The organism is Lactococcus sp. LG606 (assembly GCF_017309645.1).
Taxonomy (GTDB): Bacteria; Bacillota; Bacilli; order Lactobacillales; family Streptococcaceae; genus Lactococcus; species Lactococcus petauri.
This window is the reverse complement of record NZ_CP071302.1, coordinates 22,526-48,054: the sequence shown is the minus strand read 5'-3', so window position 1 is coordinate 48,054 and position 25,529 is coordinate 22,526. Positions and strand designations below refer to the sequence as shown.

The window sequence follows — 25,529 nt, the reverse complement described above, 5'->3', positions numbered from 1 at the left end:
TAACAATGGCAACAAAAAAGAATTTTGGAAAAACTACAACTGATAATCCAGCACTTGCCTTTTTAGGTAACTTAGAAGAGAAAAAAGAAACTGGCACTGTAACTAAAGAAGATACAAACAACATTGATTATGAGAAGAAAATTCAAGAACTAGAAAGAAAATTAGCAGAAACTCAAACTGCAGCAGAGACAAAAAGTGAAAGAGTTCAACTTTTAGTTTATCCATCAGTTCTAAAAGGATTGGATGATATTGCAAAAAAAGAGACAAAAAGTCGTAATGAAATAGCCAATCGTATTTTCAAAAAATACATAGATGAGTATAATGGATAAGAGCATACACATATAAACATACACATACTTTTAAATGTGTACTAACATAATCATGTGTTTGTGATTTATATGCATATAATAACAAGTTTAGATATTTAAGTATAACAATACATTTATACGTTTAACCATATACACATATGTGTATATGGTTTTTTGTATATGCATAAACACAAAACATTATCAATTATATGTTTATGTAGGTATGTGTATGTGTGTATATGGTTGCATGTGTATGCAATACCTTAAATATTGAAATTATCAATATTATTTCTTGTAAAATATAAAAAATAGATATATAATATTGATATAATCAATAAAAGGGTTTGAGTGGAGGACTATAATGGGTAACAAATATTTAGAAGATAGATCATTTCAAGATTCAAAAGATTTACTTGTTATGCTTTTAAAGCTCATGGAAAAGGAAACAAAGGGAATGTATAAGTTTGTGGGAGAATATCCGACAGGCATTTATTATACAACTGGAAAAAAGAAAAATCAGTTTTGTATTTGCTCTAGTGAACGTACCGTTTTACAACAAGTTGACCCTTTTGTTAGAGATATATCCATTGCTCAATTTATTTTAGATATAGACTTATTTTATAGAATGCAAAAAGGTTTACCACGAAAAGGTATCCCATTAATTACTCGAACACATGAAGCAATGCTGAAGTTTTTAGAAGTCTATCCGATGTTCAAAGACCAGTTTAATCAAAAGGTAAAAATGATGATTGATGATGGTGAAGAGCTAATAAAGATACTTTACGAAGATACTGAAGTAACTTATAAATAGAACAATAATATTAAAAGACAGATAGGAGGAATCGCTATTAAATTTGCAGTTAAAAATGAAGAAGGACAATATTTAAACTTTAAACAAGATATTAATAGAGAGGAAGATCTGTCAGTTCCAGTTTGGAGTCGCAGCGTAGCCATGACTTGGAGTGAAGAAGTCGCAAGTTACTTAGCTGAACTCTATGATGGTGAAATTATACAGATGTAGAGTAAACAAAGATGAGGATTGATTATGATAAAGAGCCACGCAGGGCTATCTTCTTTGAGGACGTCAAATCAAACTATGCATCCATTGAATGTGTTCAAAGGAAGTTACACCCCTTAACAACTTCTTTATGTGTCATGAGCAGGTCAGACAATTCATACGGTCTTATCCTGGCATCAAGCCCAAAATTTAAAGAAGTATTCGGTAAATCAAATGTGAGTCGAGCACGTGATTTGCCTTTTTTAATTGAGTCAAGAAAGTTTAACTATCAAAAGTGGTATGAAAAGCATACAGATATTCATGGACAACGTACAGAGCCAACGCTTGAATATGTTGCTTTTATAGAGAGTTGGGCAAAACGAACGCACATTGTTCCCCCTCAAATGGCCTTGTACATTGAAGAAAATATACGTATGCAAAAGATACTGTCAGGCTATACTTCCTTTGAAGAAATTCACTCCTACTCCATTGACGAATCCTTTATGGATGTCACAGAGTCCTTAAATCTTTTCTACCCAGATATAAAAGATAAGTATGTACAAATGGATAGACTGGCACAAAAGCTGCAGAGGGAAGTTCTTGCACGTACTGGTTTATATATAACGGTAGGAATGGGAGATAATCCGCTACTGGCTAAGATTGCAATGGATAATTACGCTAAACACAACAAAAACATGAGAGCCCTTATCCGTTATGAAGATGTCCCTGATAAGATATGGACAATCCCAAATATGACTGACTTTTGGGGAATAGGCAAAGCCACAGAGCGGACATTAAATAAGCTTGGTATTTATTCGATAAAAGACCTGGCACATGCCAACCCTCAACTTATCAAAAGGAAAATGGGAGTGGTTGGACTTCAGCAATTCTTTCATGCGAACGGCATAGATGAAACCAATGTACGTGACAGGCACATAAAAAAATCTGAGAGTTACAGCAACAGTCAGATTTTACCAAGGGATTATGAAAGAAGAGAAGAGATTGTGCTTGTGATAAAGGAAATGGCAGAACACTTGGCCATTCGATTACGTAAGGGAAAGAAGTTGGCAGGAGGGCTTTCTTTATGGGTCAGACATTCCTATCAAAGCAATAGTCCATCGATTAAAGTGTCCTGTAAAATAGACCCTACACAAAGCACGTTAGTGATTCAAAATGAAGCCTTAAGAATGTTCTCTTCAAAGTACCAGGGTGGACCGGTACGAGAAATTGGGATAGGGGGCTTTCACTTATCAGACGAGAATATAAAGCAACTTACACTCTTTGAAACCATGCTTGAAGATGATAAGCAAGTCAGTAAACAAGAAGCGCTGCAGCGAGCTGTAGATGAAATTAGAGAGAAGTTTGACTTCACAGCCATACAAAAAGCAAGTGCATTAGCTTCAGGTTCAAGAGTACTAGAGCGACATAAAATGATAGGCGGACACGCTGCAGCAGGAGGTGAGAGCATATGACAGTGGATCGTTCATACAGTGAATATGAAGCCATCAGAACTTATCATGACCGAGGCATGATGAAGTGGGGCGCTTTTGCGACAGGAGAGTTATCTGAAGCGCAGAAGAAGTTTATAGAAGAGCAGGAGGAAGAAGAGAATGGTAACGATAATCACAAAGAATAGCAGTACATCTTGTCGGAGTGCGAGACGGTGGCTAGATAATCATGACATTAATTATGAAGAAATCAATATCAGCCGTCAACCTTTCAACCTCACTCGTGACATTTTGATCCAAATATTGAGCCTAGAAGAAGAGGGACTTTCCGCATTATATGGTCGTAAGAAAAAGACAGACCCTAAATACCAGTGGCTTGTGAAGAGTATCGAGGAATTATCATTAGAGTCTGCACTATCCTTTTTACAAAACCATCTAGAATTACTGTGTACACCTATTATTTTTGATGAAAAAAGAGTGCAACTAGGCTATGATAGTGAGAATATTAGAAAGTTTATCCCAAAGGAAAAAAGAAGAGTCGATGCAAGGAGAAAAATGTCTCACTTAAGAGAAATGGAACTCCTAGCAGGGTAAACTTTTATAATACACTTAAATTTGATGAAAGCCTTATATTTTCTATGGTATAATAGACTTCTGTTCTTTAGGTAAATCTCAACATTTGTTGGGATTTTTTTGATATACTTCAAGTACACAATTCGATTTTCTTCTCCTATTTTGGAGGAGTTTTTTTTAGTACAGTTACGTTTGAATATAATATAAAAAAATTCAATAGAACTTTATACAATAAATGAATAATTTGAAATTTAATAAGAAAAAAGCAGATTAATCTGCTTCAATATATTGATGTTGATTAGCTTCATTACTCATTTTAATATGGATATTATTCTTTTTTAAACTTTCAATATGGCTACTGATATATTTTTTCGCAACTTCGATGTCTTCTGGTGTGGAGAAGGGTGTCCAATCTTTAATAGTATAGGTAGTTTGCTTATTAGAGAATGAAGCATCAAGCATTGATTGGGAGTCCCAAAAAACAAGAAATTGTTTAGGAGATAATTCTTCAATTATTCCCCAAATAGTGTTATCCCATTTTTTAAATTCATACCATAAGTTTTTATAAGCTAAATAATGTAGTAGAAATGTAACCCGATTATCTGTACTTTCTTTTTTTATTTCTTTGATAGGTAGTGGATTAAACATTTTTGCTACATTTTCATAAGGGTTCTGTTGCAAAGTTTTAAATAAAGAATAAAATCCCTTACGGTATCTATAATTTAAGCTGGGATTCCCAATAATACCTTGATTTCAGTACAGACCGAAAACCCGAAGAGAGTGCCTTCTTTTCGGGTTTTCTTATATAATCCTCGGATGGCTTCCATGCCTTTAATCGTGGGTGAGGCAGTGCGTAAACTTCGATAGAATTTATTGCGTCTCTTTACTGGACGATGGTCTTGTTCAATCAAATTATTCAGGTATTTAATGGTACGATGTTCTGTCCCTTGATAAAAGCCGTATTCTTTTAGTTTCTTAAAGGCACTTGTAATAGAGGGGGCTTTATCTGTGACTACAACCTTCGGTTCATCAAACTGCTTCACTAACCGCTTAAGAAAAGCATAGGCTGCTTGTGTGTCCCGTTTTTTACGTAACCAAATATCCAAGGTTAAACCATCTGCATCGATGGCTCGATACAAATAATGCCATTTTCCTTTAATTTTGATGTACGTTTCATCCATTTTCCATGAATAAAAGGATTTTTTATTTTTCTTTTTCCAAATTTGATAGAGTAGTTTGCCATATTCTTGCACCCAACGATAAATCGTCGTATGAGAAACGTTAATGCCACGATCATATAAGATTTCTTGAACTTCACGATAGCTAAGGTTATAACGAAGATAGTAGCCCACGGCTACAATAATCACATCCTGCTGAAATTGCTTTCCTTTAAAATGATTCATCGTCATTCCTCCTGCTATCTTTTTCTATTATTCTACCTTATTTGATAGTAGATTTAAAACTTTGCAACAGAACCGGCTTGTTGAAGTTTTTAAAGCTATCACTTCCCATTCCAAGGCCCGTCCATAGGGATTGTAGGTATATCTGGTTTTTTTAAATCCTGAATAATTTGATACTGCTCTTTAAAATAACTTAAATAAGCCCTGTATTCAGAGTATCTATTACCAAAAAGAACTGAAGGCTTTAAATTACTCAATACTTCTGTATTATCACGCCATTCAAAAGCTTTCATTTCTTCAACCTGCATAAGTTCTTCTACAGGTACACCATTTTCAAGAAGAGATAGGATTGGTTTAATTAGGTTTATATCTTCAACATCAAAACATATACTTTCAGAATTTTTAGGTACAAGCTGATATATATTTTTTTCTGAGTTAAATTCAAAACGTATGCTATGTAAATAATTTAAGTAGCTTAAAACCATTTTTGCATCCTCAACGAAAGGACTCTTTTTCCCTTTAGGTGTACTTTTAACAGCAGAAGTAAGCTTATTTTTATAGGCCAAATCTCCGTTAAATGGTGTAAATGTAAACTCAATCGAATGAATTTTTCTTCCAGAGAAATAATAAATATAATCAAGATTTTTTATTATTTGTTCTCCATCTGGAGTAGTTAATTCTTGAATTTCTTTAATTGCTTTATCTAAATATTTTTTACGGTTTTTTCTTAAATCAAATAACTCATTTTGATCACGATGAACTTCCTCTTCAGTCTTTAATATTTTGAGTACTTTCTTATCAAAATCATCAATTCGCATTTTAGTACCTTTAGGGAAACTTCTAAATTCACTAATATAGCGGTAAATTCTCTTGGAGTATTTTGACGGCAGGTTGTTATTGATTTCCCTATCATACTGAAGATGCTTAACTCTACTCCAGTCCTTAGAATTAATCAAATCATAGACATGAAGCGGTTCGTCAATAATATTACCTTGTGCATCAATCTGTTGAGGGCTTATCTCTGCATTTGATATTGTTAACTTGACTTCTCTCTTTGAACCATCAAAATCAATTACACTAAAAATATTTATAGTTTTCCAAGACTTAGGAGTACCATCCTCATTTGTTTCTCTTACCTGGTAATAAGCAAAGTTTTTCAAAGCATCATTAAGGTGATACATAGCTTCTTGAAGTTTTTTGCCGTTATATAAACTTCTCTTTCCACTCTTTCTCTTAAACCATAGGCCACCAAGTTCAGCCAATTCTTGATAAGTAAAAGTTACAGGTTCACCTTCTTTATATCGGTCTCGAAGTTCTCCTAAGATAGCAAATGTCATATTTTCACTGGTAGCATTAATGTCCTCAGTTGAAAACATTTCTGGTAGCTGACGGCTATATTTTATTTCTTGTCTAAACTTTTTATTTTCTTCTAGTTCGTTTAATAAGTCCATGTTACTAATCAGTATCTCCTTTTAATCAAATCAAAAACGTATAGGTAATTCGTATAAAAAGTGTATTTGCAGTACACCTACAAATTTTAATCGTAAAAAAAGTGCACTTTTTTGTGCCTTATATAGAAAAAAGCAAAAAAAATATTTATTTTTACGAAATAATTTAGTTAGAGTACAACTTTTTTACGATTTAAAAGTTATTTTTAACTAATATACACTTTTTTTACGGACTTGTCTAGAAAAAAGTGCAACTTTTTTACGATTTAAAATTATATTATTGATAAATACACTTTTTTTACGTTTAAATGCAACTTTTTTACGGCATAAGCAACTTTTTTACGGACAAGTACAACTTTTTTACGACTAGGGTGCAACTTTTTTACTCCTGTATGCAACTTTTTTACGACTAGGGTACAACTTTTTTACTCCTGTATGCAACTTTTTTACTCCTGTATGCAACCTTTTTACGACTGTATGCAACTTTTTTACGATTAAAAACCTTATAAATCGCATGGTTGAGCCTTAAAAATCGCCCTTAACTGTAACTGTAACTATAACTTATATAATATAACTATAACTTATTATTCTTAATAAGAGTAACTGTTGTATTTCTCAAAAAAAAATTAAAAGGAGCTTTTGCTCCTATTTTTTATTTTTCTATTGGAGTAAAATGGTCTACAACTTTTCCAATAATTCTAGGATTCTCACTTAAGGGAATATATTTATCAGGAAAAATTAAATTTCCATCTCCATCAATAGAATCGTTTAAAGAATGAAGTACCAAATACTTATCTTCAATTCTGACTGATTTTATATACGCTTGGCCACGTTCAACATCATCAACTGCACATATCTGACCAGGAAAATCAAGATAATTTTGATATTTAATCAAGGCAACTTCTCCATAATGGAAATCAGGCTCCATAGAATCACCCTTTATCCAAACTGCTTTATCATAAGCAATGTCTTGATCCCAATATACAGTTTCTTTATTTTGAGAAGAAGTATAACCTTCGCCATTTCCTGCGGATAAAGCTTGTTCCTCTTCAACCTGGTAGGGAATCAATGTATTGCGGAAATGTATAACTTTAGTTTCCTTTTGCTGCTCTTCTAACTGATTAGACACAAAATTTATTGCTATTTCTTTTCTGTGATTATCTAATTGCTGATATTTGGGCAGAATTTCTGTATCTGTAATATATTCAACTGTAGTATTAAAAATTTTAGCCAATCTGTCTAAATCTTTTTTGTCTCGGATTTCTACTTTTCCATTTTCCCACCGTTGGTAGACTTGGTATCGAATTCCTAACTTTTCAGCTACTTGCTTTTGGCTTAGTTTAGCATTTTTTCTCAGCTCTTTTAGCCTAGAATAAACAGTCATAGTACTCCTTTCAAAAAAAATCGTTCTTCCTATGTTGACATACAACTTTCAAAGTGGTATTATATAACCATAGGTAAAAAAGACAATATATTTGACAATATGACAATATATAAAAAACACCTTTATCATTTTTAACAAAAGTTAAAGAATGAAGGTGTCTGTCTCTTAAATTCTCATTTGAAGTGTTGAAGAACAATTTAAGTGAAAGACCTAAATTAAATAACGTCAATACGTGCCTTGATGCACCTTGCAAATGAAAAAATAAGCAATGTAAGATACTGCTATTATACCATTTGTTAAGAGGGAAATCAACGGCTGTGTTTTTGCATGCTTGGTTTCTCTAAGTAATGCAAGCGTTAAATTCTTAACGCTTTTTTTGCGGATAAGGCACTCTAAATTTTAAACGGTGAATATGAATTTAGAGTGAAAGAGGTTCAAGTCCTCTTGTCCGCTTTATGTGGTTGCTGCCTACTTAGGCAAGTGGCCGCATTTACTGCTTTGTATAATAGCTTTTTGCGGTTTATATCTCTCCACGCAAACCCTTTTGAAGAGAGAGTGGGTTCGACTCCTGCCAAAGCAATTAAAATCCAATATTCATTTCATAAGGCATTCTGAGCTTTATGGAAATTGTTTAATTCAAAAGGGGGAATTGAGGATGAATATAAAGTCTAAAGATTTTGTTTTAATGCCAAGGCATTTAAGAAAATTCAATGGATCAACGATTGAAATGTTTGGAGATGAAAAAGGACAATTAATATATCCTTATGTATTGGTTTCTCGAAACGGAAAAAAATATCCAATGTCAATTGAGAACAGAAAAAATTTTAAGCTCATTCATAAAGTCTACCAAGATAGAAAAGTAGTTGCTGAAAGAGTTCATCGTAAATCTGACTTACGTTCAACTGGAAAGGCTTAGTTGAATGATACTATTGATTATATTTGTCGTAGTAATATTATCGTGGATATTTTTATTTGCATTTTCCTTAGAATATATTATGCGAGAACAAAAACCACTACTTTCTATTTTTCTTGTACTAATAGCAGGGGTGCTGTTTTACGTTTTATGTTACATGACAGGAAAAGGATAGGAGAACAATGTTAATATCAACGTTGGCAACAATTGCTGCAGCTGTCATTATAATATTTTTATCAGCTTTTTATTTAGGAATTTTGCTGGCAGATGTTTTGGAAGTTGAGGACTGTGGTCAATTCATAATACTTTTATTCATTCTCATTTTTTTAGTATGGGTATTGTATTACTTTTATCTCTCATAGTTTAAATAATATACGTTATAAATCAGAAGGGTATGATTTTGACAGAATTAATAATAGACAATTTTGCAGGGGGCGGCGGAGCTTCCACAGGGATTGAAATGGCAATTGGTCGTTCCGTTGATGTAGCGATTAACCATGACCCCAATGCGATCGCAATGCATGAAGTGAATCATCCAAACACCAGACACTATTGTGAGGATGTATTTAATGTTGACCCAGAAGAAGCTACACAAGGGAAACCAGTCGCATTATGTTGGTTCAGTCCTGATTGTAAGCATTTTTCAAAAGCGAAAGGTGCAACACCAGTTTCTAAAAAGATAAGAGGGTTGGCTTGGGTTGCCGTTCGTTGGGCAAAAGCAGTAAAACCACGTGTGATTATTCTTGAAAATGTTGAAGAATTTAAAACATGGGGCCCACTGTTAGAAACAGAAAAAGGTACTTATCCAGACCCTGAACATAAAGGGGAAACATTCGAGAAGTTCAAACAAGAACTGGAAAAGTGCGGTTATAAAGTAGAGCATAGGGAACTTAGAGCTTGTGATTATGGTGCGCCTACAACAAGAAAGAGACTCTTTCTTATTGCACGTTCAGATAATCAGCCTATTGTTTGGCCAGAGCCTACTCATGCTCCTCAGGACAGCCTAGAAGTTCTCTATGGCTATAAGAAACCTTATGTATCTGCGAGTTCTTGCATTGACTGGTCATTACCTGGGCAATCCATCTTTGAAAGAAAAAGACCCCTTGCAGAAAATACAATGAAACGTATTGCAAGAGGGTTTAAAAAATTTGTACAAGATGAAGCGAATCCTTTTATTGTAAGAATAGGGCAAACAGGGTTTGGGGGCGATAAGTTATCTTATTCTCTCAATCAGCCTTTAACGACAATCACAACGAAGGCAGAGCATTTATTGGTTACACCGACAATCATGGTAAACAATACAAGGCATTCAGGAAGTAGCTTAAAGAATCCATTGCCAACAATAACGACTGCAGGTAATCAAGCTTTAGTTTCTACTTTTTTAGAAAAAGAAGAAGATACTCTAGCAGCATCTTATCTCGTTAAACATTATGGGGGCAATTATTCAGGCGCAGGGATTGATTTAAGAAATCCTACGGATACAATCACACAAGTAGACCATCATGCCTTAGTGCAAGCTTTCTTGATAAAGTATTATGGTTCAGAAACAGGTCAAAGACTCAATGAGCCACTTCATACGATTCCAACTAAAGATAGGTTTGGTTTGGTTCAAATCAAAAACGAAAATTATCGCATTGTGGATATAACAATGAGAATGTTGCAACCTCATGAATTATCTAAAGCACAAGGCTTACCTGAGGACTATATCATTGATAAAGACCCAGAAGGTAAGAAAGTAAGCAAGGCAGTTCAAACTGCGAGAATCGGCAATATGGTCGTTCCTCAATGTGCTAAAGCATTGGTTCAAGCCAACTTACCAGAATTGTGTTTAAAGAGCTTAGAGAGCAAGACTGCTTAATCTTAAAAGATGATGAGGGGGATATTATGAGTAATACAATCCATAAAGAAACAGAACTACAGAAATCATTAGAAAATTTGTCACGTGATATATATGATGCAAGGTCAATAATCATCAGAATTGAAGAACTTGTGACTGATGGCAACTATCGGATACTCGATGATAAAGATTATCGTGAAGAGTACGTTGGGATGTTAAGGAATATTGACCATATCCTAAAAAATTACGATACGAAAAATGTATTAAATTCTTGCACGATAGTAGCAAGACGCTTAAAAGATTCAGTCATTGAAACAAACTTTGAGAAAACAACACATAATGAATAGTGGGAGAATGCGATGAGAAAGAAAATTGAACCTTATATCTATGAAATTGCTAAAGGCTTATATTTTTTATCAGGTCAAGAGGAAGGTGTTGTTAAAACTGTAGAGAATCCAAATCTTGCTTTACGATTTGTTCCAGGAGAAACTACGAAAAAGAAAATGACTTCATTTTTAATTGGTGCAGATTCTACCGTCAACAGATTACCAGGTAAATTTATTAAGCTAAGTAGAGCAAGAAATAGATTTTTAAAATCAAACAAACAAAATAAACTTAAAGTTAAAGCTTATAATTTTGACGAGTTTCATAATCTTCCTATAGCTATTAACAAATTACCATTATCTGGTAATTCAAGTATATTACCTACAGTATTTTGGGCATACCATTGTACATGTGGAGCATATTACCAAGGGATATATGATCGATTTAAATATACTATTCCAATAGTGAAGTGCGAGGATTGTGGGAAAGCAGTTGAAGAAGTCATATGGATAGACTATGGGAAGATATAGGGAAGAAAAATATGGGATTAGACATCACAGCATATAGAAATATCAAAGAAGTTCCTGAGAACGAGGTTAATCGTGACGAATTTGGGGATGTGGATTATAGTAACGTTCAAGTGGTCGTTTATAAAAATATTTTAGATTCACAAAACATTCACTTTCCTCATCGAGCAGATGAATTAAAAGGTGGGGAATATTTCACAAATGATTGGCGAATAGACAGTATATCTGCATCACGAAGCTATGGTTCTTACAATAAGTGGAGAGATGAGTTGTATAAAATAAGTGAAGATTTCTATGATCTTTGGGAATTTCCAGACAACGAAGGTTATTTTGGAGCATCAGAATCGGAAAAATTATTTCAATCCTTTAAGAAACACTACGAGAAAGGAAAAAAGTCTGATTTATATTGTTTCTTTTTAGAAGCCTTTGATTACGCAAGACAGAATGGAATAGTTGTGTTTCATTAACATTTATAAACTCAGATTAAGAATGAAATATATGGAAAAATGAAAAAAGAGAAAGAGCAGTTTAAAGTTGTTCCAATACCTCATACAACTCCTGAAATATTTTGGGTATACAATTGTACATGTGGTGCACATTATCAAGGTGTGTACGATCAATTAAAATATGAGGAAAATAAATTACCTAAAGAAAATTGTGATAATTGTGGGAAAGAAGTTAAAGAAATAATTTTGAAATCCTTTAAAGATATTGATGGAGAGAAAAGAGATGCTTCTGTCCTTGATATTTTACAAATAGCAATTCTTATTATTTTACTAATGTTTTGTTTTATTTACTTATTTAAGGATTATATCCACATTCCCTTAGACATTGATTAATATATTTCGGAGAGGAAATTTAATATGACTGAAAGAGCAAAAGACAATTTGAAAGACTATCTTGCTCCTTATAGCAAAGAAGAGATTCAAAAAATTCGTGAAAATAAAATGCAGCTAATCACTGTTCCAGAATTTCAAAGTGTGCATCGCTCTTTGTTAGAGGAACAAGGGAAACTAAACAAAGCTACAGAAGCTTTGAGAAAAGCTTGTGATGAAATAAAGTCTTTAAATGGCAGTGACACCATCCTAGAGGAATTTGAACAAATACTCATAGAAATTGAGGGATGAAGAAAAGATGAAATACAAAAAAATATTGGTTTCAACTTTAGCAGTAGCAGGCTTATTTCTTCTTTCAGGGTGTCAGGAAGTAGGTATGACATCAAAAGCTATTCAAGAAAAAATAGATGGTGTTTCTATGACAGTAAAAACTTATGATGAAAATTCACAAGTAATTGATACTGTTACAGGAAAATCAATGATGATTGACCGTGATGCAAGATTTGATAGTACGGACTCTAATGGAACATCTCAAAAGGATAGTAGTGTTGTTGATATTACTATTGGGCAAAAAGAGATGGTACATGTGGGTTCTTCATTGATTGCCCAAGAAGAAGGATTGACGGATATATTTGATAAGTATGCTAAAACAGTGAATATTACAAGTGATGATACTAGAGGGATGCCATTCATGAATAAAATCATGAACAGGTACACTGATTCATTTAAGGGCAAGGAAAGAGTAATCTTAATTCGTTCACAAAATGGAACTCCTCTAGCAACCTATGCAGGAAACAAAGTTACTCCATTTTCAACAGATGTCCCAAAAAGTACAGCTTTGTTGATTGATGATAAGTTGCTGCTAATATATCGTTGTGATTATACGATATATGACAAATCCTTATTGGAATAAGTTTTTGAAAAGATAGGAGCAAATATGATTAATTCAGATACCATAATCAATACCTTTTTCGTACTACTCTTTGTAGTTATTAGTCATTTAATGTTTAGTAGTAATCCAGTTTTAGAAGCGTTGGGTAAAATTTTAAATGCACTGGTATTCATGGTTTCAGCTATTGCTTTAATTATATGGAAACTCAATTAAAGTCGAGTCGTATAAAACGAGGAGTTAATAAATCATATGAGAACGTATAAAGGCTTGAAAAAATGGAGTAAATACCAACCATCGACGGATAAATCTTCAAATATTGTGTCAGGAACACAAACAGAATTGAAGCAGAAAAGTTATTGTTCCCCCTATCTCCTAGTAAAAAGTAGCTCAAAACACCAAGGTTCATTATTAGCCAAAAGAATACTTAAAGAAGAATCTGACAAAAGAAACGGTAGTCAAAATAAAGATACAAAATCTCCCTACCCCTCTTTATTAGCAGTAATTGTAATTCTGGTTATGTATCTTATTATGTTTGTACTTTTAACTATTAGATTACGGTTGGTTTGAATTTACCAAAGTGAATGTCACAAATTATAATATCACTCCTACAAAATAAATATTTTATAGAGAAGTAGGTTACCTTCTGAAAAGAAGTTGAGGTTCGATTCCTCATTTCTCAATATACCTGCGTGGAAGCTGAAGCACAAGACTGTTGAAACGTATGGTAATTGTTCATTACAAAACTGAATACTCGCATGTTAGCACTTCTTGAGTGGAGAGTGAAAAGAACATGTGCCCCTCTTATCAGCGTAGCTACTAAAGGGAGTTATTGCAAAGTCTTGATCGTGAGATACTTGTTCTCTGCAATATGTCATTTACACTATAGGTGGCTCATTACCTAAAAAATGAGAATAAATCAAGAGAGTAAGGGAATTTAAAACTTAAGTGAGACCCTTACAACCGACTGAGGTAAGATAAACTTTACCAATACCGTCTACCGTAAATGATGGGATGAGAACCACCTGCCTGCTAGGTAACGGTATGCTACAACAAAGGTCAGCGAAGCTGTAAAAGTTCCTTTGAGTTTGGAGTCATCTAAAAACTCTGCGACTAATTTTATTAACGTCATTTTGACGACCAAAAACAAAAAAACTCAAAAATATTTTGTGTTAAAAAAGTAACGAATAGGAGTAAGGAATTTTATTAATGTATAAACCATTTATTCGTAAAATAACAGATAAGTTCTTATTTCTCAAAAAAGCAGAGGAAAAATACTTTCCAATAGCCTTGAAAGAAATAGAAATTCCTCAACAGCAATCAAACTTTGATAAAATAAAAGCTTTATTGAAAAAGTCGTCCAATCAAAAAGCTATAATTGACGCAGCAATAGAAAGACAAATAGAAGAGCATCTGTATTTTGCTAAAGTTCTTTTGCATAGTTCTACAGAAGAAAAAACAAATAAAATTGATCTAGAAATTTTTGATGCTGTAGTAGGCGATATTTTTACCCTTAGCACTTCTAAAAATTATGAAGAAAAGTTGGATACTCTTTTTAAAATATATATAAGAAGTGCTCTTTATGTAGAGAAGTATGATTTTAGTTATTTCAATAATATTAATTTAACAAAGGAGAGTTTAGGAAGCAATTATGCTATTAGATGTATCCATAGAGGATTTATTATGTTTATTTACTCAGTGGAAGACATAGAATTATAAGAATATTTATTGATGTAAGAAGGAAATTGAAAGAGATCGGTCCTAAGTGAGGAAGGTCTCTTTTTTATTGGAGGAAATTAATGACTTTTGAAGTAATGGAAACAATTAAAAGTAAAAATAAAACAAAAACGAAGAAAACAAAATTTGATAAACATGAAGATGCTTTAAGGTATGCTGCAGAATCAAAGCATAGAACAGAAGTATATCAGCTTGAATACAGAAAAATTAATTGAGGTAAGTGATGAAGATATTAAAATTAATATATTTAAAAATAAAAGAAGAAATTGAAAGTCCGTTTTTTCCATGTGATCTGGAGGACTATGATTTTGAATAAAAAGAATTTGATTTGTTTACTTGTTGTATTTCAAATTCTTTTTGCTTTACTAATATTTTTTCTACCTGAATTTTATACAGCTTTTGGGAAAATAATTAATCAAAATATAGCTATGAGATTGGGCTATAGCCTAATTCTCCTGAGTTTGCAGCTACTGGATACTCTTTTAATTCTTCTTTTACCAATTTATCTAATCATAAAAGATTTAAATAAAACATTTATATGAGTTGACGTCGTCAACTCTTTATGTTATGATTTAAGTATCAAAAGAAGATCAAATATTATTTAAAAATAATATGGATTGGAGAAACTTATGAATAGAAGAGGTGGGATCGATGTTGGCAGCGTAACAATAGGGGTTCTCTACTTAACCGCAATTATATTTTGTGGGGTTATCTTTCTATTTTATTGGATATTTAAAGGCATGGGCATGCTGTTTGCATGGATTTTTATGCTACCAGGCACGAGATGGTCAGGTGATGTTCCAAAGAAAGATATTCAGGTAGATGAAGTTGTTACTGAAGAAGAAGTAATTCATGAGGAGAAAGCAAGAACTAAGCTATCTTCTTTTGAAGCTGCAGAATTGTTAAGACATGTCACGGAGGGATATGGAAATCCAGAAAACATTAGAGAAGATGTAAAAGAAATTCTTAAAGAAGGAGAAATTAAATGATTGTTGAAAAAAATGAAGTGTTGAGAGTTTTAATTGAAAATAAAGCAAAGAAATTTACTTTACGATTCTACTCAGCTCAAGCAGCACATAGCAAAGATGGTAACGAACTGGTGACCTTTGAAACTCTCATTCCCAGAAATTCAATGTTAGCAACCTACACACATCTTCCTGAGATGCAAATTTCTGCAGAGAGAATCATTCGTGAAGAATGGGACAATATTGCATATATCAAAATCGATGATGAAGTTATTTGTGAACGGAAACGATATGGGGCTCATATGGAGCGTATAAGCGATGAAGCATTTAAGCAGCCGCTTTATGAGCAGATGGTTGAAAACGAGCTTGTAGCGCAAGCTACAGGGCGAGAAATCATTGTAGAAGATGATACTGAAAGAATGGCAGGTTCAATAATAAAAGGATTTGCTCAATATCGAAAAGCATATAAAGAAGAAAAAAATAAAAAATCAAGTTAAATGCTGATATTGTACTGGTTTGTTAGATTTCTTAATTGAGAATATGATAAAATTAAGAAAAAGGAACGGAAATTATGCCAAGAAAAACAAAGTACGATACTCACATCGCTCCAAAACTTGAAGAAATAAAGCAATGGAGAGCAGAACGTTTATCTATTGCGGATATTGCAAAAAATTTGTCAGTGGGGCTTGAAACTTTAAATAGAGCAAGACTTTCACATCCAGAACTGGAAGAAGCACTTAAAGCTCCTGAATTAACAGAAGATGAATTATTCGAAAAAAGCAGGAGAGAAAGACTAAATAGAGATAAATATTATAACTCTACCTTATCTTTCATAAGAAGGCATGCCACAGAAGAAGAAAGATTTAAAATCATTCAAACTTCTGTAAACAAAGTATCTGGTAAAGAAGAACTGGAAAAAATAAAAGAATATATTGTTCAACAATTAGAATTAAAAAAAGAAGAAGGTTAATTATGGAATTTGGAAAAAAACAGTGGATTATTAGTGGTGCAGTAGTCGTATTATTAGCAGGTGGTGGTGCAGGAATTGTGGCCAACAACCAAGCTCAGGCACAAGCTGAGAAAACCGCACAAGAAGCTAAGACTGCGCACGACAATCTGATTAAAGAAGCAAAAAAAGCAACGGAAAAAGCCGAAACTTTTAAAGCTGAAGCCGATGTAAAAACAGCACAAGATGCAATCAAGAAACTTGATGAAAAAGATAAAACTGATCTTATTGCACGTGTAGAAAAAGTTCGTCAAAATTGGGATTTAGTGAACAAAGCAGATAAAGCTGTTACCAATGCAGAAAAAGTCCAAAACGATGCCAATGTAAAAACAGCACAATCATCTATTGATAAAATCAAAGATGAAATGGCAAAATCTAAAAAATCATCTCTGCAAGGTAGACTTGATAAAGTGAAAACGGCTGTAAAAAATAATAAAGAACGTGCAAAAGCAAAAGCTGCAGAGGAAGCAAAATCTAAAGCAAATGCGGAACAACAAAAAGCACAAGCTGCTCAAGAACAAGCACAACCTCAAAATGATACACAAGCCCAAGCTGCAGATGTAAATAATGCAGTTGCTCCACAAGCAGAAGCTCCTGCAGCATCAGGTGGTGCAGTTGACTATGGTCAATATGCTCAAGCACCTGCACAAAATGCACCAAGTTATAACACACCAGCACCTTCAGCACCAAGCACTGGTGGAAATGCTACTGCACCAACAAATCCACCTGCACATAATGGAGGTGGTAATGCAAATCCAAACGTGAGCATAGATGATGCTAACAACGCAATTAACGATGCAAACTCTCACCCAGGCGGAGCCCCTTCAGCTAATGGTGGTAGATAAAAGATTACTTGAAAAGCAATTCTAAGGAGTTGCTTTTTTCATTTTAAAAAAAGAAAAAGGAGATACTCATGGGAGTAAAACAAACACAAGATCAAGAACTTTTGAAAAATATTAAACTTACAGGTCAAACGAGTTCAGGAGATGTTCAAACTCTTGACATAGATGTAAAAAAACAACCGTCAAAACTGAATATTGAAGCAGAACAAGAACATATTCTGATTAACCTATTAAATGGAGTAGACATTGAAATCAATGCTAATTTCATTAAACAGGATTATCCAACAGATAAAGAAAAATTTCTATTTATGTTAGGTGAAGCATGTTATGGGGCTATGTTTAAATTTTCTGAGTTTAACCCTGAAGAAATTGAGACATTAGAACAAAGAGGAAAGCTTTTTGAAAACTTTATGCAGGAGTTGACGAAAGATGTAAAATTATATCGTAAATTAAATTAAAAAAATATAAAGCAATTCTAAAGAGTTGCTTTTTTTATTTGTCCGAAATGACATAAAACTATTCTATAAATATGACGCCAAGGTCGTATTTTTTGTTTCTAAGTTAAGACTAAAAAAAGGAGGACGAATGAAGAAACAACATAAAATCAGACAGTTAATGAAAGCATTAACTGAAAAAAAGGTTTCGCATTTTAGCATGCGAAAGTCAGGGAAGCGATGGATTACACGTTCCGCAATTGTACTTGCACTGGCAGGAGGGACTGGATTAATTGCAGTAGCTAATCCCAGTCTCATCTCAACTGTTGCTCATGCATTAACCTTGCCACCAGGTAATACACAAATCGGTTCAATTGGTTCTAGTCCAGTTATTCAAACAAATAATAATAGTTTTGCAAGCATGCAACCACTATTTGATAGTTTAATTGGAACACAACAACCTGACTTTGTTGTGGGGGACACAATTGATGGTTCTGGCGGTAAAAATGTTGGTTGGCACGACAACACAACATACGCAGGTACAGCTATTTCGGATGCAAATAGCAAAGTTAATGGAAATTCAGGCTTATCTTACTGGTCTATCTATTATGGTATGGGTAAGAAAGATGGCTTCCAAGATGGTGACAAATTCAACTATGTAGGTAAAGGGCAAGAAGTTGCAATCAAAAATGTAGGTACAGCATACAATACAGCCACTAAGAAACACGTGCCAATTGGTATGGCTGTAAAAATTAATGATGCAACCTACTATGATTCTACAACGAGCACGACACCTCGTAATGTCTTTGATGATGGTTTCCGTCTTTTAGTTGCTGGTCGAAATAATGGTGGTAATGTCACATTGGGCTATATGGTTTCCATGGATGGTATCGCTAATCCAGGTACAGGACAAGGTTCTGAAGGTGGTGGTTCTGGAGGTGCAGGCGGAGATACGTTGGGTGCAGCATCTGGTATCCCTCGTTCTGTAAGTACAACTATCCAGTTATATGATATGGAAACAGGGCAGAATCTCCCTGCAAATTCATTAACTGCTATGAAGGTAGCGGACATTGATGCAGGTCAAGCCGCAGGCCTAGGTTCTGTTAACCAACTTGGATATATTGTATCTAAACCAACTAACCTGACCATCAAGAACAATGTTTTGACTGCGACAGGCAATAATACAGTCGTTGAAGACAGTAATCATCTTAGTCCATATTCTTATATTGCTCTGTACACTGGTGCATCTACATTTATTAATTTTGATGATACTAATGGTAATCAACAACAGGGATCAATTGTGCAAGATTTATTTGGTAACTTAGGTCCTACTTCCCCACGTGAACCTCTAGGCTTTATTGAAGTTGATAAAACAACAATCCAATATGGCAAAGACCTTCCAAACAATCTCTATGACTTCCAAGACATCTCTTTTGATGTTCTGGATAGCAATGGTAAGAAAGTAGATACGCTTAAACTTGATTCTTCAGGTAAAAGCGTGAAATCCAAAGGTTTGCCACCTGGTAAGTACACCTTGCACGAAACATCTGGCAAATGGTCAAGCACAGGTCAAACGGTTCTCCCAGACTTCACTGTAGAAGTGAAAGCAGGGGATACCACAACGGCCAAACCTAAAAATACTGCAGTCACTGGTGAAATCTCTATCAAGAAATCAGGGGTAGAATCAGGCGATGCTATGTGGAATGAAAACTACACGCTTGAAGGCACAACCTTTAAATTGACTTCTAAAACAGATGGCAAAACCTATACTGCAGTTATCGGTAAAGAAAGTAATGGCGAGTGGAAAACAACCGTGAAAGACTTGCCACTAGGAACTTATACGATTGAAGAAACAAAAGCTTCTCCAGGGTTCACCAATACCTTCGAGAAAAAAGAAGTGACTTTATCTTATAAAGACCAGCATACAGAAATTGTCTTTGGTGATGCAAAAGGGACTAACCAAGAGGTTAAAGGCGAAAACACACTGAAAAAATCAGACAATGAAACTGGTACAGATCAAAATGGTAAGGGTGTTCTAAAAACAGCCAAATATGCTTACTTCCATGATGACGACTCTACAGGTTCAAGTCCTCATAAAAAAGGTGACCCTGTGAAGTGGTCAGAAAAACCAGCTCCTAAATTACTTGCAGGAGAAGTTGTTCACTCTGCGATTATCGGAGGTAACCCAGTAAGTTATGGTGACAATGTTGTTATCGATGTTGATGATGAATCTCTTACTGCAGCACTTGGAAACCTTGCAGCAGGTAAATATTATTCAGTGGAAGTCGATGCAGGGGAAGGTTATGTCACTGATCCTACCAAACATTATTTTGAAATCAAGAAACAAGATGATAAAACTCAAAATATTGTCACACCTGAATCAAGTTCTAAAGAACAGTTGATTAAGGCTAAAATTACACTGGATAAAATGGTTACTTTACCAGATTCACAAGGTGGTTCAGGCTACAATGGTATTGAATTTACGGCAGAACCTATGGAAGGCACAGTTGCTGATCCAGTGAAATTTGTGACAGGAGTTAATCCTAACACAGGTGATGATGGCTATGCATCACAAGAGTTAGCTTATGGGGACTGGAAGGTTTCAGAAACTAAAGGTGTTGAAGGTTATGAAGATGTGAAGCCTGTTTATATTCACATGGAAACTGACACTGAAAAAGACATTCTTACAATCAGTGCCAGTTACTATGAGGACTTCTCAAAACCTTTCAGTAAACGCACCTTCAGCTTGAAAGATAGCTCGACTGAATCTAATCCTAATGGAGAGGGAACTGTAGGCGAGGTTACACCAGAAGTACCTACAATTAGCTTATCAACGATTCACTTCAACGATAATCCAACTCCTGAAAAAGTACCAAGTATTGACATTGAGAAAGCCAATGACAAGATTCCTGAGCCTGGTGAGGGTAACTTCAAGGATAAGGACAACAACGGTGGTGAAAACGACCGTGACACTCCTGATACAGCCCTTGAGGTAGATTCAGGTAAGACAACTGCGATTAAATTCCGCTTCACAAACAATGGTACTGAAGCTCTCTCTCATTTGACAGTTTCTGATAAGACCATTGAAGGCAAGATTGATGTCAAAGACATTGTTTGGACGTTCAAAGGTGAAAAACTTTCTGTAAATAAAGATGGAGAGTTGACCACTAAAGATGGAAAACTCCTTGTCTTACAGCCTGATGAGTTTGTGACAGGTGAAGGTACTCTTCCAGAGCTTACAGATGGTAAGTTACATGGTGACGAAGTTACTGTGGGCGGTATCGGAGTGGACTCTGGTAAAGAAGTTGGAGACTCTGACAAGTGGTATGGTAAGCCAAAAGAAGAAGCACCAAGTATTGACATTGAAAAAGCCGATACTAAAGCACCTGAAGCAGGAGAAGGTAATCATAAAGATAAACCAAATAATGCAGGCGAAAATGACCATGACACCGAAGATACGGCCAAAGAGCTTGAAGAAAACAAAGCAACAGAAATCTTCTTTAAGACAACAAACAACGGTACAGAACCTCTTACGCATCTAAAAATCGTTGATAAGACGATTGCCGGTAAAGTTGATGTGAAAGATATTAAGTGGACTTATAACGGTAAAACACTCAAGGTCAATAAAGACGGCGAGTTAACCACTGAAGATGGGAAACTTTTGGTTCTTAATCCGGGGGAAACAATCGAAGGTAAGGGAACTCTTGAAGGCTTAGCTGCAGGCGATGTTCACGGCGACAATGTGTCTGTAGACGGTATTGGTGTCCATTCTGGTAAAAAAGTTGGTGACGATGATAACTGGTACGGAAAAGTTAAACCTAAGGAAAATCCTGTAGTTAAGAAATTAGCTGATACAGGTGCAGCTCTTGGTCAACACGTTTGGGGCTTATTGATTGCATTCTTGGCACTTGTTTCTGGAACGACTGCTTTCATTATTCAAAAACGTAAAAAAATTAAAGATAAATATTAACAAATTATAACTGCGACAAGCGGTGAATGGTGGTGGGAGGCAAGAAGTATGAAGAAAATTTTTTCATTAACCAATATTGCAATTGCAGTGAGTGTAATTGCTTTTTTATTTGGGTTATTGGTTTTCTTTAGTCCAAATATTGGTCAACATTTGATCAAGTCTAAAGGTGCAAAAGAAATCAACATTTCTCATGTAGAAATGCAAAAAAATCTAAATAAAAAAGGAGAATTTATTCCTGAAGATGTTAGACCTTTGACAACTACAGAATTGTTGGCCAATCAGTTTTCAAAAGCTGATTTACCAGGTATTGGAATTATTTCAATTCCTGATATTAATTTAGAGTTACCAGTTTTTAACGGTATTACCTACGAAACCATGATGTATGGTGCAGGTACAGCAAAACCAAACCAGCAAATGGGCAAAGGAAACTATGCTTTAGCAAGTCATACGATTTTTAACTCATTTAATGGCAGCATTATTACGAACCTTCTTTTTGGAAATCTTATTTATGCTCAGGTTGGTCAAAGTATCTTTTTAACTGATAAAGATAAAAGCTATGAATATAAAATAGATAATATTTATAGGGTGGATGTTAGTCAAGGTAACATTATTGAGGATCATAAGAACAAAAAAGAAATCACGTTATATACTTGTACAACTTTAACAGGAAATGAGCGATTGGTAGTCCATGGTTCTCTAATTAATACATCAAAATATAAAGGGGGCTAAAATAGAAAGGTCGAAGATGAATGAATATATTAAAAAATTTGTAACGAGGGTCATATATTGTATGGCTCTTATTTCTACTTTGCTTATTGGTATAGCAAACAGTAATCTTGGGGGTTATGTTGTTTTGTATTCAATAAGTCTTACTGGGTTAATTTACGGTATGGAATTAGTAATTCGTAAGGTAACTAATTTGATTGGTAAGAAGGAGGAAGGTGATGGATGAGCAAACCGAAGTCTGGCGGAGTCAAAAAGAACTTCGAAGGGACACTGTTCGAGGAGTCATGAACGCTATACGTTATTATCACAATTTTGTTGAGGGTAAGAAGCGTGAGGAAGAATTAAAGAAACAGAGCAAGGATCAAAAAGCTCGAGAAGAGTTTCAGAAAAATCTTAAAACTCCTGGAGAAAAAAGTTATGATTTCATGCTTGAATCTGGGAGAAGTATCGATTATCATTCTTTAGATGATAATGTTGATATTGATAAACTGAAGCAATACCTAAATGGAGAAAAGCTTCAGTATTGCATTAGGACTTCTGCATTAGATGGAAAAAAAGAAATTGTATACTTCAGTAAAGACACTCCACGTGTAAAAGCAGCAATTGCTAAATCACTTGAAGAAATTCTTAAAGATTCATCAAAGGAAAAGGCACAAGAATTCGTGAATGAAACCAAACAACTTGGTTTTAGTCCAACTGATGATGTTGATCCAGCAACATTCTATAAAGATGACATCATTTATCAAGGGACTTCAAAACACCGTCTTGAAAGTGAAGGATATGGCTTACCTTCACTTCAAGGAAGGGGATTAGAGGTGAAATCTTTCCCTTTAGATGATGAGATTAGTCATCAAAAGGTAGAAGAATTCATGAAGGGATATGATATAACTGTTACCTTTGCAGACAATAGAGAAGGTAAAACTCAAATGTATCTTCTATTGCGTACTGATAAATTAGAAGAACAACGGCAGTCTTTAAAAGATGCTTTTACTGAATTGCAACATAATCCTCAAAAGATTCGTCAAGTCAGACCTACAATGAAAAACCAGATGCAAAAAGCCAAGGCTAAAACTGCTGAAAATCTAAAAAAAGCCAAAGAACAAAAATTGCAGAAAGGAGCAAAAGATTTGCAAAAGGATATTCGGAAGGGATTAAGTAAATGAAAAAAGTAGTAAATAAATTACCGCTTACGATTACCACCCTTTTATTGATGTGGTTAGCGAACAGAACAACACAAATTTATATTGATACACCAGGAACATTTGCAACAACAAAAGTAACGACATTTCAAGAAAATCTACCTTATGAATTGCTAAAAAATCCTTTTCAATTCAGTCTAAATTCATTTCCATTATATGCTACAGCTTTTATCGGAGCTGTAGTTTTATTATTCATTTCTTTAAAAGATACTCGAAAATATCGAAAAGATGAAGAATTTGGTTCAGGTAGAGAAGGAACTGAAGAAGATTTAAAATCTTTTGCAAACAAAGAGTTTTCACAAAACATTATCCTTGCCGAACAAGGGTTAATGAGTATTACTAATGATTATAAAGACCCAGTACTTCAGAGGAACAAGAATGTAATGGTTGTAGGTGGCCCTGGTTCATGGAAAACTACAGCCTATAATATTCCCAATGTCTCTCAAATGAATGCTTCTTACATTGTTACCGACCCTAAAGGTGAAATTAGAAACATGACAGGTAAGATGATGGAGAGACATGGCTATAAAGTAAAAGTTCTTGATTTGAAAACTCTGACTAATACGGATCAATTTAATCCTTTTGCTTATACAAAAAGTGAAGAAATTCTACAAGATGTAATAACTCAAATTATTGCTGCAGGTAATGCAGATATGCAAAAAAATGGAGAACCATTCTGGGATAATGCAGAGCAGTTACTTTTATCTTCCCTATTTATGTATTTGTACTACAACTATAGGGGTTATAAAGGAAAAGAAGGTTCAGGAGAGTTACCATGTCTTGCAGATGTTGCAGATTTACTTAGAAATTTGGAACGACAAGACCCTGATGTTAAAAGTCCAGTTGAACTGATGTTTGACGATTTTGAAGAATACTTCGGCTCTGATAACCCTGCAGTTTTAAATTTTCAATCCTTCAAAAACTTTTCAGGGGAAACTCGCTCCTCTGTTGTTTCAATTCCTACAGCTCGTTTTCGTATGTTTAACCTAGAAAGCGTTCAGAATTTAACACGAAGAGATACTTTGGAACTTGAAAAACTAGGTACTGAAAAAACTATTATTTATGTTGTACTTTCAGATTTAAATACAACATATAATTTATTCGCAAACCTATTATTTATGCTCTCGTTCCAAGTGCTAGAAGATGTCGCAGACTACAAGCATGGAGGTAGACTTCCTCTTCCTGTTCGTATGATTATGGAAGAATTCCCAAGCATTGGACGTATTCCAAACATTCTTCAAGCAATTGCTATTTTCCGTGGTCGTGGTGTTGGCTTTGAATTTACTTGTCAAAACTTTGATCAGTTAAAGCGGATATATAAAGACACATGGGAAGAAATTGTAGGTAGTTGTGAAACAGTAGTGTATATGAGTGGGGCAACTACTAAACTTACAACGACTACCATGAGTGAGAGAGCACGTAAAGAAACAATTGCTATTAAAGATACTTCAGATTCAAGAGGTAAATCAGGAAGCTCATCAAGAAGTTATAGAAGAATGGGTCGTGATGTATTTATGCCTGATGAAGTTGAAAGTCTTGGCAGATTATATGCGTTAGTTAAAATATCTGGTGATGTCCCAGTAGTAAAACTAAAAAAATATAACTCTAAGAAGCACCCACGTGCTAAAGAGTGGGGTAAAAAACCAGATGATGAAAACTGGTATCACTATACAAGATATAAAGATAAATTGGATGAGTTAGAGCATTCTATTGCTGAATCTTCTAATTCAGAATTAGTAGTAACTACACTTGATGTAGCTTAAAAA

Annotated in this window: 32 protein-coding genes; 28 read left to right on the top strand and 4 right to left on the bottom strand. The window is 34.4% G+C overall.

The features are described 5' to 3' along the window. Positions 1-5: 5 nt before the first annotated feature. From J0J35_RS11000 to J0J35_RS10980, 5 genes are all read left to right on the top strand, one after another. Positions 6-329, top strand: coding sequence for a hypothetical protein (locus tag J0J35_RS11000; protein WP_206886638.1), 324 nt, complete (start codon positions 6-8; stop codon positions 327-329). Between the two features lie 340 nt (positions 330-669). Continuing rightward, a complete protein-coding gene (locus tag J0J35_RS10995; protein WP_206886639.1) occupies positions 670-1,119 on the top strand; it encodes a hypothetical protein in 450 nt (149 codons plus the stop codon). Positions 1,120-1,340: 221 nt separating this feature from the next. Next, positions 1,341-2,777 carry a Y-family DNA polymerase gene (locus J0J35_RS10990; protein ID WP_206886640.1) on the top strand — a complete coding sequence of 479 codons (1,437 nt, stop codon included), beginning with the start codon at positions 1,341-1,343 and terminating at the stop codon, positions 2,775-2,777. Further along, positions 2,774-2,941, top strand: coding sequence for a hypothetical protein (locus J0J35_RS10985; protein WP_014386630.1), 168 nt, complete (start codon positions 2,774-2,776; stop codon positions 2,939-2,941). The genes J0J35_RS10990 and J0J35_RS10985 overlap by 4 nt, the downstream gene beginning before the upstream one ends. Beyond that, entirely contained in the window at positions 2,916-3,347 is a 432-nt protein-coding gene (locus J0J35_RS10980) for a Spx/MgsR family RNA polymerase-binding regulatory protein (RefSeq protein ID WP_206886641.1), read from the top strand. Before J0J35_RS10985 ends, J0J35_RS10980 begins: the two co-directional genes overlap by 26 nt. 249 nt (positions 3,348-3,596) lie before the next feature. Here the strand turns inward: J0J35_RS10980 and J0J35_RS10975 are convergent, their stop codons facing one another. The 4 genes from J0J35_RS10975 to J0J35_RS10960 form a co-directional block, all read right to left on the bottom strand. After that, positions 3,597-3,974: a hypothetical protein gene (locus J0J35_RS10975; protein WP_206886642.1), complete on the bottom strand. Its 378-nt coding sequence runs from the start codon at positions 3,972-3,974 to the stop codon at positions 3,597-3,599. Between the two features lie 74 nt (positions 3,975-4,048). After that, positions 4,049-4,729, bottom strand: coding sequence for an IS6-like element IS1216 family transposase (locus J0J35_RS10970; protein ID WP_013646119.1), 681 nt, complete (start codon positions 4,727-4,729; stop codon positions 4,049-4,051). 98 nt (positions 4,730-4,827) lie between these two features. Further along, entirely contained in the window at positions 4,828-6,177 is a 1,350-nt protein-coding gene (locus J0J35_RS10965; protein ID WP_242521216.1) for a replication initiation protein, read from the bottom strand. A 649-nt stretch (positions 6,178-6,826) separates the two neighbouring features. Then, the gene (locus tag J0J35_RS10960; RefSeq protein WP_107106050.1) at positions 6,827-7,558 is read right to left on the bottom strand and encodes an XRE family transcriptional regulator; all 732 of its coding nucleotides are present in this window, start codon (positions 7,556-7,558) and stop codon (positions 6,827-6,829) included. A gap of 655 nt (positions 7,559-8,213) precedes the next feature. On the opposite strand from J0J35_RS10960, the gene J0J35_RS10955 reads away from it, so the two are divergent. From J0J35_RS10955 to J0J35_RS10845, 23 genes are all read left to right on the top strand, one after another. Beyond that, a complete protein-coding gene (locus J0J35_RS10955) occupies positions 8,214-8,474 on the top strand; it encodes a hypothetical protein (RefSeq protein WP_023889074.1) in 261 nt (86 codons plus the stop codon). Between the two features lie 391 nt (positions 8,475-8,865). Continuing rightward, a complete protein-coding gene (locus J0J35_RS10950; RefSeq protein WP_206886643.1) occupies positions 8,866-10,329 on the top strand; it encodes a DNA cytosine methyltransferase in 1,464 nt (487 codons plus the stop codon). Positions 10,330-10,355: 26 nt separating this feature from the next. Beyond that, positions 10,356-10,655, top strand: coding sequence for a hypothetical protein (locus J0J35_RS10945; protein WP_206886644.1), 300 nt, complete (start codon positions 10,356-10,358; stop codon positions 10,653-10,655). 12 nt (positions 10,656-10,667) lie between these two features. Next, complete coding sequence (locus J0J35_RS10940) at positions 10,668-11,162, top strand: hypothetical protein (RefSeq protein ID WP_206886645.1); 495 nt, start codon at positions 10,668-10,670, stop codon at positions 11,160-11,162. After that, positions 11,138-11,626 (top strand): hypothetical protein, encoded by a 489-nt coding sequence (locus tag J0J35_RS10935; protein ID WP_206918216.1) that lies wholly within the window; start codon positions 11,138-11,140, stop codon positions 11,624-11,626. Before J0J35_RS10940 ends, J0J35_RS10935 begins: the two co-directional genes overlap by 25 nt. Before the next feature lie 39 nt (positions 11,627-11,665). Continuing rightward, positions 11,666-11,998: a hypothetical protein gene (locus J0J35_RS10930; RefSeq protein ID WP_206886647.1), complete on the top strand. Its 333-nt coding sequence runs from the start codon at positions 11,666-11,668 to the stop codon at positions 11,996-11,998. Positions 11,999-12,022: 24 nt separating this feature from the next. Beyond that, positions 12,023-12,286, top strand: a complete 264-nt coding sequence (locus J0J35_RS10925; RefSeq protein WP_206886648.1) for a hypothetical protein — start codon at positions 12,023-12,025, stop codon at positions 12,284-12,286. 7 nt (positions 12,287-12,293) lie between these two features. After that, complete coding sequence (locus tag J0J35_RS10920; protein ID WP_206886649.1) at positions 12,294-12,908, top strand: DUF5052 family protein; 615 nt, start codon at positions 12,294-12,296, stop codon at positions 12,906-12,908. A 24-nt stretch (positions 12,909-12,932) separates the two neighbouring features. Further along, the gene (locus tag J0J35_RS10915) at positions 12,933-13,100 is read left to right on the top strand and encodes a hypothetical protein (RefSeq protein ID WP_206886650.1); all 168 of its coding nucleotides are present in this window, start codon (positions 12,933-12,935) and stop codon (positions 13,098-13,100) included. 36 nt (positions 13,101-13,136) lie between these two features. After that, on the top strand, positions 13,137-13,454 hold the full coding sequence (locus J0J35_RS10910) for a hypothetical protein (RefSeq protein WP_206886651.1): 318 nt from the start codon (positions 13,137-13,139) through the stop codon (positions 13,452-13,454). A 639-nt stretch (positions 13,455-14,093) separates the two neighbouring features. Then, entirely contained in the window at positions 14,094-14,603 is a 510-nt protein-coding gene (locus J0J35_RS10905; RefSeq protein WP_206886652.1) for a hypothetical protein, read from the top strand. 80 nt (positions 14,604-14,683) lie between these two features. Next, positions 14,684-14,836, top strand: coding sequence for a hypothetical protein (locus J0J35_RS10900; RefSeq protein ID WP_206886653.1), 153 nt, complete (start codon positions 14,684-14,686; stop codon positions 14,834-14,836). A gap of 93 nt (positions 14,837-14,929) precedes the next feature. Continuing rightward, positions 14,930-15,163 carry a hypothetical protein gene (locus J0J35_RS10895; protein WP_206918238.1) on the top strand — a complete coding sequence of 78 codons (234 nt, stop codon included), beginning with the start codon at positions 14,930-14,932 and terminating at the stop codon, positions 15,161-15,163. An 87-nt stretch (positions 15,164-15,250) separates the two neighbouring features. Then, entirely contained in the window at positions 15,251-15,610 is a 360-nt protein-coding gene (locus tag J0J35_RS10890) for a hypothetical protein (RefSeq protein WP_206886654.1), read from the top strand. After that, positions 15,607-16,083: a hypothetical protein gene (locus J0J35_RS10885; protein WP_081168697.1), complete on the top strand. Its 477-nt coding sequence runs from the start codon at positions 15,607-15,609 to the stop codon at positions 16,081-16,083. Before J0J35_RS10890 ends, J0J35_RS10885 begins: the two co-directional genes overlap by 4 nt. A 74-nt stretch (positions 16,084-16,157) precedes the next feature. After that, a complete protein-coding gene (locus J0J35_RS10880) occupies positions 16,158-16,556 on the top strand; it encodes a hypothetical protein (protein ID WP_081168695.1) in 399 nt (132 codons plus the stop codon). 2 nt (positions 16,557-16,558) lie between these two features. Beyond that, positions 16,559-17,437, top strand: coding sequence for a serine protease (locus J0J35_RS10875; protein ID WP_206886655.1), 879 nt, complete (start codon positions 16,559-16,561; stop codon positions 17,435-17,437). 68 nt (positions 17,438-17,505) lie between these two features. Beyond that, positions 17,506-17,892 carry a hypothetical protein gene (locus J0J35_RS10870; protein ID WP_206886656.1) on the top strand — a complete coding sequence of 129 codons (387 nt, stop codon included), beginning with the start codon at positions 17,506-17,508 and terminating at the stop codon, positions 17,890-17,892. Between the two features lie 127 nt (positions 17,893-18,019). Beyond that, positions 18,020-21,838, top strand: coding sequence for a SpaA isopeptide-forming pilin-related protein (locus J0J35_RS10865; protein ID WP_206886657.1), 3,819 nt, complete (start codon positions 18,020-18,022; stop codon positions 21,836-21,838). 48 nt (positions 21,839-21,886) lie between these two features. Then, a complete protein-coding gene (locus tag J0J35_RS10860) occupies positions 21,887-22,567 on the top strand; it encodes a class A sortase (protein ID WP_206886658.1) in 681 nt (226 codons plus the stop codon). Between the two features lie 16 nt (positions 22,568-22,583). After that, positions 22,584-22,790 carry a hypothetical protein gene (locus tag J0J35_RS10855; protein WP_206918236.1) on the top strand — a complete coding sequence of 69 codons (207 nt, stop codon included), beginning with the start codon at positions 22,584-22,586 and terminating at the stop codon, positions 22,788-22,790. Further along, positions 22,783-23,727 (top strand): hypothetical protein, encoded by a 945-nt coding sequence (locus tag J0J35_RS10850; RefSeq protein WP_206918234.1) that lies wholly within the window; start codon positions 22,783-22,785, stop codon positions 23,725-23,727. Before J0J35_RS10855 ends, J0J35_RS10850 begins: the two co-directional genes overlap by 8 nt. Then, the gene (locus tag J0J35_RS10845; protein ID WP_206886660.1) at positions 23,724-25,526 is read left to right on the top strand and encodes a VirD4-like conjugal transfer protein, CD1115 family; all 1,803 of its coding nucleotides are present in this window, start codon (positions 23,724-23,726) and stop codon (positions 25,524-25,526) included. Before J0J35_RS10850 ends, J0J35_RS10845 begins: the two co-directional genes overlap by 4 nt. Positions 25,527-25,529 lie beyond the last annotated feature (3 nt).